This window comes from Mesorhizobium sp. ISC15, assembly GCF_037162615.1.
Lineage (GTDB): Bacteria > Pseudomonadota > Alphaproteobacteria > Rhizobiales > Rhizobiaceae > Mesorhizobium > Mesorhizobium mediterraneum.
This window is the reverse complement of the sequence record NZ_JAVSPX010000001.1, coordinates 4,586,692-4,600,141: the sequence shown is the minus strand read 5'-3', so window position 1 is coordinate 4,600,141 and position 13,450 is coordinate 4,586,692. Positions and strand designations below refer to the sequence as shown.

The window sequence follows — 13,450 nt, the reverse complement described above, 5'->3', positions numbered from 1 at the left end:
CAACCCTAAATGGCGCTGGGTTTTACGCCGGAATCGGGGGCAAACGTCTATGTGCGGTATTGTCGGAATTGTCAGTCACTCGCCGGTCGCGCCACTCATCGTCGATGCGCTGAAAAGGCTCGAATATCGCGGCTACGATTCCGCCGGCGTCGCCACAATCGAGCATGGCAAGCTTGGGCGCCGCCGCGCCGAGGGCAAGCTGATCAATCTCGAACGCCGGTTGAAGGACGAACCGCTCGACGGCATGATCGGCATCGGCCACACGCGCTGGGCAACGCATGGCGTGCCGAACGAAACCAACGCGCATCCGCATTTTTCCGACGGCGTCGCCATCGTCCACAATGGCATCATCGAGAATTTCGCCGAGTTGCGCGACGAGCTGATGCGCGACGGCTACACATTTTCATCGCAGACGGACACCGAGGTCGTCGCCCATCTGGTGGCGCGCGAACTGGCCAAGGGCCTGAAGCCGATCGAGGCCGCGCACCAGGCGCTGAAGCGGCTGGAAGGCGCCTTTGCGCTAGCCATCATGTTCAAGGGCGATGAGGACCTCATCGTCGGCGCCCGCAACGGCCCACCGCTGGCCGTCGGCCATGGCGATGGCGAGATGTTCCTGGGCTCCGACGCCATCGCGCTTGCCCCCTTCACCAACTCGATCACCTATCTCGAGGACGGCGACTGGGCGGTTGTGCGCCGCAACGAGGTCGCCATCTTCGATATGGAGGGCAACAAGGTCGACCGTAAGCGCCAGCAGTCGCTCAGCACCAGTTTCATGGTCGATAAAGGCAATCGGCGCCATTTCATGGAGAAGGAAATCCATGAACAGCCCGAAGTGATCTCGCACACGCTGGCGCATTATGTGGATTTCGTCGGTGGCGTCTCGAAGCCGCTCGACCTGCCTTTCGATTTCGCCAAAATCGACCGGTTGGCGATTTCGGCCTGCGGCACCGCCTATCTGGCCGGCCTGATCAGCAAATATTGGTTCGAGCGGTATGCGAGGCTGCCGGTCGACATCGATGTCGCCTCGGAATTCCGCTATCGTGAAATGCCGCTGTCGAAGACAGACGCCGCCTTCTTCATCTCGCAATCGGGCGAGACCGCCGACACGCTGGCCTCGCTGCGCTATTGCCGCAAGGCCGGGATGAAGATCGGCGCGGTCGTCAATGTCCGAGAATCGACGATGGCGCGTGAATCCGACGTTATCCTGCCAACGCTGGCCGGGCCGGAGATCGGCGTCGCCTCGACCAAGGCCTTCACCTGTCAATTGTCGGTGCTGGCGTCGCTTGCCGTGCGGGCGGGCGTGGCGCGCGGAACGATCTCGCGGGAGCAGGAAACGACGCTGGTCCGCCAACTGTCGGAAGCGCCGCGCTATGCCAATCAGGTCCTGAAGCTCGATGGGCAGATCGAAAAGGTCGCGCGCGACCTTTCTCACTACAAAAACGTGCTCTATCTCGGCCGCGATACCAATTTTCCGCTGGCCATGGAAGGCGCGCTGAAGCTCAAGGAAATCTCCTATATCCATGCCGAGGGCTATGCCGCCGGCGAACTGAAGCACGGGCCGATCGCATTGATCGACGAGAACATGCCGGTGATCGTCATTGCCCCGCATGACCGCATCTTTGAAAAGACCGCATCAAACATGCAGGAAGTGGCGGCGCGCGGCGGCAAGATCATCCTGATCACCGACAGCAAGGGTGCCGCACACGCCACGGTGAAGACGATGGAGACGATCGTGCTGCCGGACGTGCCGGAAATCATCTCGCCGATCATCTACGCGCTGCCGATCCAGATGCTGGCCTATTTCACCGCGGTGTTCATGGGCACCGACGTCGACCAGCCGCGTAATCTGGCGAAATCGGTGACTGTGGAGTAAGGCGTGGTTTAAAAATTTCGCAGTTCCAAAGCCGAATGCGGTTCACTAATGTTGCGCCGCAATCAGTGCTGCGGTGAACCATGTCCGATGCTCCCAAGACCTCAGGCATGACCCGGTTGCGGAATTATTTCCTGACAGGCTTTGTCGTCTGCGCGCCGCTGGCGATCACCGCCTACATTGCCTGGTCCTTCATCGGCTGGGTCGATTCCTGGGTGAAACCCTACATTCCGGCGCGCTACAACCCCGATAGCTATCTGCCGGCTCCGGTTCCGGGATTCGGCCTGATCGTCGCCCTGATCCTGATCACCCTAATCGGTTTCCTGACCGCCAATATCGTTGGCCGCGCCATCGTCTTGTTCGGCGAGCGGCTGCTCGGCCGCATGCCGCTGGTGCGCGGCGTCTACGGCTCGCTGAAGCAGATCTTCGAGACCGTGCTGTCGAACAAGGGAAACATGTTCCGCCAGGTCGGGCTGGTCGAATACCCGCGCAAGGGCGTCTGGTCGCTGGTCTTCGTCGCCAGCGAGAAAGAAACCGAGATCAACCAGAAGCTCGACCAGGAAGGCAACCCGCTGATCGCGGTGTTCATGCCGTGCACGCCCAACCCGACCACCGGCTTCCTGATGTATGTGCCGAAATCCGATGTCGTGCTGCTCGACATGACGATCGAGGACGGCGCCAAGCTGATCGTCTCGGCCGGGCTGGTGGCGCCGGAGGTCAAGACGAAAATGGTGACGCTGAACGGCAAGCCGATCGGCGTTCAGATCGCCAATCCACCGGCGGGTGCTGGGCCTCAGCCGGCGCGCAAGAGCCGCACCGCCTCGTCGCGGCCGAACAAATAGAGCAGCATGCGAAGGGCGGCGCCGCGTTCGGATTGCAGCTCGGGATCGCGCGACAGGATCAGCCGTGCGTCGTCGCGGGCGGCTTCGAGCAGGTCGGCATGCGCCTCGATGCGCGCCACCTGGAAGCCCGGCGTGCCGGACTGGCGGGTGCCGAGCAACTCGCCTTCGCCACGCAGCTTCAGGTCTTCCTCGGCGATGCGGAAGCCGTCCTCGGTCTCGCGCATCACCGACAGCCGGCGCGTTGCCGTTTCACCGAGCGGATCCTTGTAGAGCAGCACGCAGGACGACGGTTTTTCGCCGCGCCCGACCCGGCCGCGCAACTGGTGCAGCTGGGCGAGGCCGAAGCGCTCGGCATGCTCGATGACCATGATCGTCGCGTCCGGCACATCGACGCCGACCTCGATGACCGTGGTGGCGATCAGGATGCGTGTCTCGCCGGCCTTGAAGGCGCGCATCGCCTCGTCCTTGTCGGCGCCCTTCATGCGCCCGTGCACCAGGCCGATCCGGTCTCCGAACAGGGGCTTCAGCGAGGCAAAACGGTCCTCCGCCGACATTAGCTTGATCTCTTCAGATTCCTCGACCAACGGACAGATCCAGTAGATCTTCTGGCCGTCGGTGACGGCGTCGCGCATGCGCCCGACCAGTTCGTCGAGCCGCTCGAGCGGCAGGGTGACGGTGCGGATCGGCTGGCGCCCGGCCGGCTTTTCGGTCAGCTTCGAAACATCCATGTCGCCGAAAGCGGTCAGCACCAGCGTGCGCGGAATCGGCGTCGCCGTCATCACCAGCATGTCGGGCGCATCGCCCTTGGCGGTGATGGCCAGCCGCTGATGGACACCGAAACGATGCTGTTCGTCGATGACGGCGAGGACGAGGTCGTGGAACGTCACCGTTTCCTGGAACAGCGCGTGAGTGCCGACGACGATGTTGATCTCGCCATTGGCCAGACCGGCCAGCGTGTCGGTGCGCTCGCGGCCCTTTTCGCGGCCGGTGAGGATGGCAATGCGCAAGCCGGCTTGTTCCGCCAAAGGTGTAATCGTCGCAAGATGCTGGCGCGCCAGGATTTCGGTCGGCGCCATCAATGCCGCCTGGCCGCCTGCCTCGACGGCGCGCCCCATGGCGAGCAGCGCGACAACCGTCTTGCCGGAGCCGACATCGCCCTGCAGCAGGCGCAGCATGCGTTCGGGATCACCGAGATCGCCGTTGATTTCGGCAAGCGCGATTTCCTGCGAGGTGGTCAGCGAATAGGGAAGGGCGGCGCGCAGCTTTTCGACGATGCGGCCGTCACCGACCAATGGTCGTCCGGACAAGCGGCGGACTTTTGCCCGCACCAGCGCTAGCGACACCTGGCCTGCCAGAAACTCGTCATAGGCGAGACGCCGCCAGGCCGCGCCGTCGACGGACACGTCGATCGGGTCGGCGGGATTGTGGATGCGGGCGAGCGCATCGCCGAAGGCAGGAAAGGTCTGGCGGCGCAGAAACTCGCCATCCTGCCATTCCGGCAGCACCGGCAAGCGAGCGAGCGCCTGGCCGATTGCCCGGCGCAGCACTTTTCCCGAGAGCCCGGCGGTGAGCGGATAGACCGGCTCGACCAGCGGCAGGTTTTCCGCTTCGCTGGCCAGCGCGATGTGGTCGGGGTGAACCATGGTCGGGCGGCCGTTGAACCATTCCATTCGACCCGAGACCACGACATGCTCGCCTTCCGGCATAGCTTTTTCGAGATAGGCGGCGTGCGCATGGAAGAAGGTCAACGCGATCTCGCCAGTGTCGTCATGGGCGTAGACCCGGTACGGCACCGATCTGTTGCCGCGCGGCGGCGGCTGGTGGCGGTCGATGCGCACATCAAGGGTGACGATCGCGCCTTCGGCCGAGCCGGCGATACCCGGCCGGTTGCGGCGGTCGATTACCGTGTGGGGCAGCACGAACAAAAGATCGCCGGCGCGCGCCGCACGATCGCCGAGATCGGCCGGCACGACTTTCTCGATCAGTGCGCCGACCTTCGGCCCGACGCCGGCAAGCGAGGTGATCGGGACAAACAGCGGATCGAGGAGGGAAGGTCTCATTTGCGCTGCGCCAACTTGGACTTTGTTGGGGCCGAGTTCCTTCGCGCCCCCCTCTGTCCTGCCGGACATCTCCCCCACAAGTGGGGAGATTGGCAGCTTCGCCGCCGTGCCTCTTCTTCACCGTTGGCGATTGGCGAAAGCGGAAGAACAGTCCGATCTCCCCCCTCGTGGGGGAGATGTCCGGCAGGACAGAGGGGGGCGCGAAGGAATGCAATCATTACAAGTTGATTGTCAGGCGTCTTACACTGCCTTGCAAGGCTGACACCGCCCTCTATCCACGCTATATGCGCCGCTTCAGGCAAGGAAGCAGGACAATGACCGGAACGAGACGATCAAGCGAGGGGCTCGACGCCCGCCGCCGCAAGCTTCTGTTTCGCTCTTGGCATCGCGGCATGCGCGAGATGGACCTCATTCTCGGCAGTTTCGCAGACGAGGAGATCGGCGTCTTGACCGGCGACGAACTCGACCAATATGAAAGGCTCCTCGACGTTCCCGATACCGAATTCCTGCCCGTGATCACCGGCGAGCGCCCGGTTCCCGCAAATATCGACTGTGCCGTCCTGCAAAAGATCCTGGCGTCGCGCCAGGCGATGACATTCTGAATACGTGATTTCATGAGCTTGATCCCCACCATCGGCCTGCCGAAAGGCCGCGCCGGCCAGTTCATCGTCGACGGTGTCGCCGATGGTTACGAAGCCTTTGCGCTGGTGCAGGCCGCGCACGAGATTGCGCCCGACAAGCCGGTGCTGTTCGTGGCGCGCGACGGCCAGCGCCTGCCTTCGATCATCGAGGCGCTTTCATTCGCAGCGCCAGGCCTGCCCGTGCTCGAGCTGCCGGCCTGGGATTGTCTGCCTTACGACCGCGTCTCGCCCGGAGCGGATGCTGCCGCGCGGCGTCTGGACGCGCTCACCGCGATGATCGCGCTGGTGAAAAAACCGCACCGCGCCGTCATCCTGACCACCGCCAATGCGCTGCTGCAGCGCATTCCGCCGGCAAGCCTCGTCGAGGCACAGACATTTCACGCAAAACCCGGCAACCAGATTGACATGAATGGGCTAGTGTCGCGGCTGGAGATATCAGGCTTCGAGCGGGTGCCTACAGTGCGCGGCGTTGGCGAGTTTGCCGTGCGCGGCGGCATTCTGGACCTGTTCGCACCGGGCTGGACGGAAGCGCTGCGCCTCGATTTCTTCGGCGATACGCTGGAATCGATCCGCGTCTTCGACGCCGCCACGCAGCGCACCATTGGCCAACGCAAGTCGATGGCGCTGCAGGCGATGAGTGAAGTGGCGCTGACGCCGGAGACCATCAGCCGTTTCCGCCGCAGCTACATCGAAGCCTTTGGCGCGCCCTCGCGCGACGATGGGCTCTATGCTGCGGTCAGCGAGGGACGGCGTTTCGCCGGCATGGAGCACTGGCTGCCGTTCTTCTACGAGCGGCTGGAGACGGTGTTCGACTATCTGCCGGACACGCCTGTTGTGTTCGACCATCTGGCGCATGAGGCGCTGACTGAGCGCCATGCGCTGATCCTCGACCATTACGAGGCGCGCAGGAAGCAGGCCGACAGTGCGCTGAAGGATGCCGTGCCGTACAAGCCGGTGCCGCCCGACCTGCTTTATTTGTCGCCCGAAAACCTCATCGCCTCGCTTGGCCCGCGCGAAGCGATCGACTTCACGCCGTTCGATGCGCCCGACGCCGGCGCGAGGAAAATCTTCCATGCCGGCTCGCGGCATGGCCGCAGCTTCGTCGAGGAACGCGCCGACCCCAACGTCAACGTCTTCGACGTCGTCGTAAAACACATTGCCGATGAGCGGGCCGCCCGCCGCCGCGTCGTCATCGCCGGCTGGACCGAAGGTTCGCTCGACCGGCTTGGCCAGATCCTGGCTGAACATCATCTCGGCAATCTCAAGCCGGTCGCCACGCTGGCCGAGGCGGAAAAGCTCGAGACGGGGCAGGCGGCACTTGCCGTGCTGCCGCTCGAATCCGGCTTCGAGACCGAGAAACTGGTCGTCGTCGCCGAGCAGGACATTCTGGGCGACCGGCTGATCCGCCGCTCGAAGCGCAAGAAGCGTCCTTCCGACTTCATCGCCGAGGCCTCGGCGTTGTCCTCCGGCGATATCGTCGTCCATACCGACCACGGCATTGGCCGCTTCATCGGGCTGCGCACCATCGAGGCGGTTGGTGCGCCGCATGATTGCCTCGAGATCCATTATGCCGGCGACGACCGGCTGTTCCTGCCGGTGGAGAACATCGAGCTTCTGTCGCGCTATGGCTCGGATTCGGCCGAAGCGACGTTGGACAAGCTTGGCGGCGGCGCCTGGCAGTCGCGCAAGGCGCGGCTGAAGAAACGCCTGCTCGACATGGCCGGACAGTTGATCCGCATTGCCGCCGAGCGGCAGATGCGCGCCGCTCCTTCGCTGGTGCCGGCAGATGGTCTCTATGGCGAATTCTCCGCGCGTTTCCCCTACGAGGAAACCGACGACCAGCAGACGGCGATCGATTCGGTCATGGGCGATCTGGGCGCGGGAAAGCCGATGGACCGGCTGATCTGCGGCGACGTCGGCTTCGGCAAGACCGAAGTCGCCCTTCGTGCCGCCTTCATCGCGGCGATGGAAGGGTTTCAGGTCGCGGTGGTGGTGCCGACGACGCTGTTGTCACGCCAGCATTTCAAGACCTTTTCGCAGCGCTTTTCCGGCCTGCCGATCCGCGTCGCCCAGGCATCGCGCCTGGTCGGAGCCAAGGATCTGGCCGAGGCCAAGAAGGGTATCGCCGAAGGCACGGTCGACATCGTCGTCGGCACCCATGCGCTGCTCGGCTCGTCGATCTCGTTCAAGAATCTCGGCCTCCTAATCATTGACGAGGAGCAGCATTTTGGCGTCAAGCACAAGGAACGGCTGAAGGATTTGAAGAGCGACGTGCATGTGCTGACACTGTCGGCGACGCCGATCCCGCGCACGCTGCAACTGGCGTTGACCGGGGTGCGCGAACTGTCGCTGATCGCCACGCCGCCGGTCGACCGCCTGGCGGTGCGCACCTTCATCTCGCCCTTCGACCCGCTGGTCATCCGCGAGACCCTGCTCAGGGAACGCTACCGAGGTGGTCATTCCTTTTATGTCGTGCCGCGCATCAGCGATTTGGCTGAAATCCATGATTTCCTTCGGGAATCTGTGCCCGAGCTGAAAGTGGCCGTCGCTCACGGCCAGATGCCGCCCGGCGAGCTCGACGACATCATGAACGCCTTCTACGACGGCCAGTACGACGTGCTGCTGTCGACAACCATTGTCGAATCCGGCCTCGATATCCCGACCGCCAACACGCTGATCGTGCATCGCGCCGACATGTTCGGCCTGTCGCAGCTCTATCAGTTGCGCGGCCGCGTCGGCCGCTCGAAGGTGCGCGCCTACGCGCTGTTCACACTGCCGGCCAACCGCAAGCTGACCGACACCGCCGAACGCCGGCTGAAGGTGCTGCAGTCGCTCGACACGCTGGGCGCCGGTTTCCAGCTCGCCAGCCACGATCTCGATATCAGAGGCGCCGGCAATCTTCTCGGCGAAGAGCAATCCGGCCACATCAAGGAGGTCGGCTTCGAACTCTACCAGCAGATGCTGGAGGAGGCGGTCGCCGAGGTGAAGGATTCCGGCGAGGTGCAGGATGGCGGTTGGTCGCCGCAGATCGCCGTCGGCACGGCGGTGATGATCCCGGAGAGCTATGTTCCGGATTTGCAGCTGCGGCTGGCGCTCTATCGCCGCCTCGGCGATCTCGAAAACACCGAGGAGATCGATGCCTTCGGCGCCGAGCTGATCGACCGCTTCGGCCCGCTGCCGGAGGAGGTGAAGCATCTCTTGAAGATCGTCTTCATCAAGGCGCTCTGCCGCAAGGCCAATGTCGAAAAGCTCGATGCCGGGCCAAAGGGGGTCGTCATACATTTCCGCAAGCGCGAGTTTTCCAATCCTGTCGGGCTGGTCACGTTCATCGGCGAGCAGGGCTCGCTGGCCAAGATACGGCCGGATCACAGCGTCGTTTTCGTCCGCGACTGGCCAACACCTGAAAAGCGGCTGGCTGGGTCTGCGGTCGTCATGACGCAATTGGCCCGGCTGGTGGAGAAGGCTGCGTAGCAAGGCGTTGCTGGTGCTTTGGCCGATGACTACGCCGGCCGTTTCGCCGCTTCACGTCATTCGCCACACGTCCAAATCCGGTCTAGAATAGGAAATCGGCTTCGTGTATGGAGCCGCGATCCCCATATTGGGGTGAAATGGCGGGCGATAGCACCCGCTGGAAAGAACGTTGGGTGCAACGATGACGAAATGGTCGCCGAATTCGTGGAGAGCAAAGCCGATCCAGCAGGTTCCTGCCTATCCGGATCTTGCCGCGCTGAAGAACACGGAAGCCCAGCTCGCCACCTTTCCGCCGCTGGTTTTTGCAGGTGAGGCACGCAAGCTGAAGAAGCAGCTTGCGACCGTCGCTGCCGGTGACGCATTCCTTCTGCAGGGCGGCGATTGCGCCGAGAGCTTTGCCGAGCATGGCGCGGACAACATCCGCGACTTCTTCCGCGTCTTCCTGCAGATGTCCGTGGTGCTGACTTTCGCCGGCGCGCAGCCGGTGGTGAAGGTCGGTCGTGTCGCTGGCCAGTTCGCCAAGCCGCGCTCGTCCGACAACGAGACCAAGGGTGGCGTGACGCTGCCCAGCTATCGCGGCGACATCATCAACGGCATCGAGTTCGACGCCAAGTCGCGCATTCCCGATCCTGCACGCCAGGAGATGGCCTACCGCCAGTCGGCGGCGACGCTCAACCTGTTGCGCGCCTTCGCCCAGGGCGGCTACGCCAGCCTGGAAAATGTGCATCAATGGATGCTGGGCTTCGTGTCCGACAGCCCTCAGGGCGAGAAATACGAGTCGCTCGCCAACCGCATCACCGAGACGATGGACTTCATGAAGGCTGTCGGCATCACCTCGGACACCAATTACGCGCTGCGCGAGACCGATTTCTACACCAGTCACGAGGCGCTGCTGCTCGGCTATGAGGAGGCGCTGACCCGTGTCGATTCGACCTCAGGCGATTGGTACGCAACCTCCGGCCATATGATCTGGATCGGCGATCGCACCCGCCAGCCCGATCATGCCCATGTCGAATACTGCCGCGGCATCAAGAACCCGCTGGGCCTGAAATGCGGCCCGTCGCTGACGCCGGACGGCCTGTTGCAGCTCATCGACTTGCTCAATCCGGAGAACGAGCCCGGCCGGCTGACGCTGATCGCGCGCTTCGGCTCCGACAAGGTCGCCGACCACCTGCCGAAACTGGTGCGCGCAGTGAAGAAGGAAGGCCGCAGCGTGGTGTGGTCGTCGGACCCGATGCATGGCAACACCATCGAGGCCGCCGGCTACAAAACGCGGCCGTTCGACCGCATCCTGAAGGAAGTACAGACCTTCTTCGAGGTGCATCGCGCCGAAGGCACGCATCCGGGCGGCATCCATATCGAGATGACCGGCAAGAATGTCACCGAATGCACAGGTGGCGCCCGCGCCATCACCGCCGAAGAGCTGCAGGATCGCTACCACACCCATTGCGACCCGCGCCTCAACGCCGACCAGGCGATCGAGCTGGCATTCCTGGTCTCGGATCTGCTCAAAAAGAGCCACCCGGTGCAGCACAAGCAGGCCGCGAACGGCTGATTTCAGCGGCGTCGAAATTGACGATCCCACGAAGCGCCGGAGAAATCCGGCGCTTTTGATTCAGCCAGCGGCGGCATTGTGCTGATCTCCCGAATTCCGCATTGAATTCCATTCGCCTTGCGACAATCTGATTGCAAAATGCAATCGGTTATGCACCTTGCGCAAGGAACAGAACGGAGGCGCCGATGGCCCAAACCGGTCAGCGCCCGCGCTCCCAACCGCTTTGTACAAACCGTGCTGTGCGGAACATGCCCGCCGAATGTCGCATTTGCTTGGGCACAGTCGCTGCAAAACTGGAATCCTGACAACGATGCCGATGCCATGGATGGCGATTGGGATGGCGATTTCGTTGGAGGCCGAGATGGATGACAATCACAGCGGATCATGCCTGTGCGGAGCCGTGCGCTTCAGGACGCGGGGTCCGCTGCGCGGTGTCGTCTATTGCCATTGTTCACAGTGCCGGAAGCAGACCGGGCATTTCGTTGCCGCAACCGCTGCCAAGGACGCCGACATCGATATCGAAGGGAAGGATGCGCTCGCCTGGTATGGTGCTTCCGATGTGGCCAAGCGCGGGTTCTGCAGGACCTGCGGTTCGCTGCTGTTCTGGAAGCATGGCGAACTGGACTCAATTTCGATCATGGCCGGCTCCTTCGACAGGCCATCCGGCCTTTCCGGCCAAAGCCATATCTTTGTCCGCGACAAGGGAGATTATTATTCGATCGACGATACGCTGCCGCAGTTCGAAAGGTCGGCCCCGTCGATCAAGGTCGCCGACGAATGATTTTTGCAGCAATCGCCTTATTCCCTTGATCCGGCCGTTGCGCTATCCCCTGCCGGTGATTCGGAAAAGGTTTGGCATGCAGCGGCTGATCGATGCTTTCTTCAATTCAGTGCGGGCGTTTCGCAAATTGGCTTCCAGCGAAAAAGCCTTCCAGCAGGAGCTGATGCTGCTCGTGCTGGCGCTGCCGCTCGGCTGGTTTGTTTCAGTGTCGTGGCGCGGCTATGCGCTGCTGATCGGCGCGGTGCTGCTTCTGATCATGGTCGAAGTGCTGAACACCGGCATCGAGGCGGCATGCGATGCATTCAGCCGGGAATTCAACGTCGATATCCAGCTCGCCAAGGACTGCGGTTCGTTGGCGGTGCTGATTTCGGTGGTGATCGTTGCCGGCGTTTGGGGCATCGCCATCATCGAGCGAATCTTGGGGCTACCGATCTAGTATCTCACCTCTTATATGACGGTCACCAAAGGAGACCGTCATGGGTGAAGGTGCCGATTTTCTACTGCTCGAGCGGGCAGGCCTGCCGGACGATCTGCGCTGGCTGACCGAAAAATATCCGCGAGAGGTCTGGCAGGCGCACTCCAACATTCACGGCATCGCCACTATGTGGCTGCAGCGGCACGACATGTTCCGCGAGCTCGGCGGCATGCTGACCAACGGTATCGGCGACTATCGCGAGGGCAGGCTGACGGCGCCGGAGTTTGCGCGCTGGTTCGCGCCGCGCCTCAACCATTTTCTCGGCCATCTCGACGGCCACCACAATGTCGAGGACCATCATTATTTTCCGGTCTTCGCCAAGGCGGAGACAAGGCTGAAACGCGGCTTCGAGATTCTCGATGCCGATCATCACACGATCCATGAGGGGCTGGAGCGCAATGCCGAGACGGCGAACGCCTTCATCCGCACGCTTCAGGACAGCGAGGACAAGCAGCGCTTCGCCGCCGATGCCTATGCCGACGAGAACAGCCGGCTGATCGCCATGCTAACCCGGCATCTTGCCGATGAGGAAGATTTGATCATTCCGCTGATCCTGGATCGCGGCGACCGCGCGCTCGGCATCGACTGATCCTTACATTTCCTTGGCGCGCTCCTTGCCGGCAACTTGGTGGGCAACGAACCAGGCAAGGATCGCCACGCCCAGGCCAATTGCCAGGGCGATCAGCAATCGCTCGTGACGGGCCAGCGCCTGGCCGACGATGCGCTCGGCGCCCAATCCGAAAACATAGCCGAGGGCGGCGAACAATGCGGCCCAGATGATTGATGAAATGGCGTTGAGGATGACAAAGCGCGCCACGCCAATGCCGGACAATCCGGCGGCGATGCCGCCGACCAGGCGCAGGCCGTAGATAAAGCGGTTCGACAGCACGAAAATGTCGGGATGGCTGGAGACGAGACGATAGGCGTGACTGAAGCCTGGCCGACCCCTCAATTTAATCACGAGCGGATGGTCGGCGAAGCTTCGGCCGAGGGTGAAAAAGAACATGTCGCCGACAAAGGCGCCGAAGGCAGCCGCGAGAAAGGCCTGCCACAGGACGAAGACATGCTGATGCGCGAAAAAACCGCCAAGGAGGGCGGCACTTTCGCCCTCCGCGATACAGCCCAGAAAGACGGCAATCAGCCCATATTGCTCGATGAGATTATGAATGGCATCCGTCATGGAGGCGTCCGCTGCTTCGACAGAATCTCGTCGATCCGCTTCACCTGTTCGGCCAGTTGCGCAATCTCGTCGCGCATGCCGACGATCTGGCTGTGGCGCAGTTCGTCCAGCTTCTCATGCAGCGCCATGATCTCGATCTCGGCCTTGAGATTGACCTCGTAGTCGTGGGCGGCGTCGATCCGATCGCGCTCGGTCTGGCGGTTCTGCGCCATCATGATCACCGGCGCCTGCAGGGCCGCGACCATGGAAAGCACAAGGTTGAGGAAGATGAAGGGGTAGGGGTCAAAGGCGTCGCGCGTCAAAAGCCAGACATTGCCTGCCGTCCACAGGATCAGGAAGGCAATGAATGTCAGGATGAAGGACCACGAGCCGCCGATCCGGGCGATGGTGTCGGCGAGGCGGTCGCCAAACGTCTGGTGAAAGGCGACAGCCTTGTTGGTGTCCTTCGAGATCGTGGTGCGCTCGAGCGTTGATTGCAGCACCCGGTTTTCAAGTGCGCTGAGGCCGTCCGGCTTTCGCTTCAGCCAGCGGTTTGCCAGTTCCTCGATCGTCTTGTTCATCGTCGCCTCCGTCGT

General features: G+C 62.6%; 11 protein-coding genes. 8 read left to right on the top strand and 3 right to left on the bottom strand.

What is annotated here, in order from left to right:
• Positions 1–49 precede the first annotated feature (49 nt).
• Positions 50–1,873 (top strand): glutamine--fructose-6-phosphate transaminase (isomerizing), encoded by a 1,824-nt coding sequence (gene glmS, locus RPG13_RS22145; RefSeq protein WP_337125998.1) that lies wholly within the window; start codon positions 50–52, stop codon positions 1,871–1,873.
• 80 nt (positions 1,874–1,953) lie between these two features.
• Entirely contained in the window at positions 1,954–2,712 is a 759-nt protein-coding gene (locus tag RPG13_RS22140; RefSeq protein ID WP_292670919.1) for a DUF502 domain-containing protein, read from the top strand.
• On the opposite strand, the gene recG is transcribed toward RPG13_RS22140, so the two are convergent.
• Positions 2,664–4,772, bottom strand: a complete 2,109-nt coding sequence (gene recG, locus RPG13_RS22135; protein WP_292670917.1) for an ATP-dependent DNA helicase RecG — start codon at positions 4,770–4,772, stop codon at positions 2,664–2,666. The two genes, RPG13_RS22140 and recG, sit on opposite strands and share 49 nt — an antisense overlap.
• Positions 4,773–5,086: 314 nt before the next feature.
• Between recG and RPG13_RS22130 the strand changes: the two genes are divergently transcribed.
• The 6 genes from RPG13_RS22130 to RPG13_RS22105 all read left to right on the top strand — a co-directional run bounded on the left by RPG13_RS22130 (position 5,087) and on the right by RPG13_RS22105 (position 12,284).
• A complete protein-coding gene (locus RPG13_RS22130) occupies positions 5,087–5,374 on the top strand; it encodes an FAD assembly factor SdhE (RefSeq protein WP_292670915.1) in 288 nt (95 codons plus the stop codon).
• Positions 5,375–5,386: 12 nt separating this feature from the next.
• Positions 5,387–8,884, top strand: coding sequence for a transcription-repair coupling factor (gene mfd / locus RPG13_RS22125; protein WP_292670913.1), 3,498 nt, complete (start codon positions 5,387–5,389; stop codon positions 8,882–8,884).
• Between the two features lie 181 nt (positions 8,885–9,065).
• Positions 9,066–10,439 (top strand): class II 3-deoxy-7-phosphoheptulonate synthase, encoded by a 1,374-nt coding sequence (locus tag RPG13_RS22120; RefSeq protein ID WP_292670910.1) that lies wholly within the window; start codon positions 9,066–9,068, stop codon positions 10,437–10,439.
• A gap of 361 nt (positions 10,440–10,800) precedes the next feature.
• Positions 10,801–11,220, top strand: coding sequence for a GFA family protein (locus tag RPG13_RS22115; protein WP_292670908.1), 420 nt, complete (start codon positions 10,801–10,803; stop codon positions 11,218–11,220).
• A gap of 76 nt (positions 11,221–11,296) precedes the next feature.
• Positions 11,297–11,656 (top strand): diacylglycerol kinase, encoded by a 360-nt coding sequence (locus tag RPG13_RS22110; RefSeq protein ID WP_029352991.1) that lies wholly within the window; start codon positions 11,297–11,299, stop codon positions 11,654–11,656.
• 40 nt (positions 11,657–11,696) lie between these two features.
• Positions 11,697–12,284 (top strand): hemerythrin domain-containing protein, encoded by a 588-nt coding sequence (locus RPG13_RS22105; RefSeq protein ID WP_292641203.1) that lies wholly within the window; start codon positions 11,697–11,699, stop codon positions 12,282–12,284.
• A 3-nt stretch (positions 12,285–12,287) separates the two neighbouring features.
• On the opposite strand, the gene RPG13_RS22100 is transcribed toward RPG13_RS22105, so the two are convergent.
• Positions 12,288–12,875: a DedA family protein gene (locus tag RPG13_RS22100; RefSeq protein ID WP_126106402.1), complete on the bottom strand. Its 588-nt coding sequence runs from the start codon at positions 12,873–12,875 to the stop codon at positions 12,288–12,290.
• Positions 12,872–13,435 (bottom strand): DUF1003 domain-containing protein, encoded by a 564-nt coding sequence (locus RPG13_RS22095; protein WP_126106403.1) that lies wholly within the window; start codon positions 13,433–13,435, stop codon positions 12,872–12,874. The genes RPG13_RS22100 and RPG13_RS22095 overlap by 4 nt, the downstream gene beginning before the upstream one ends.
• Positions 13,436–13,450 lie beyond the last annotated feature (15 nt).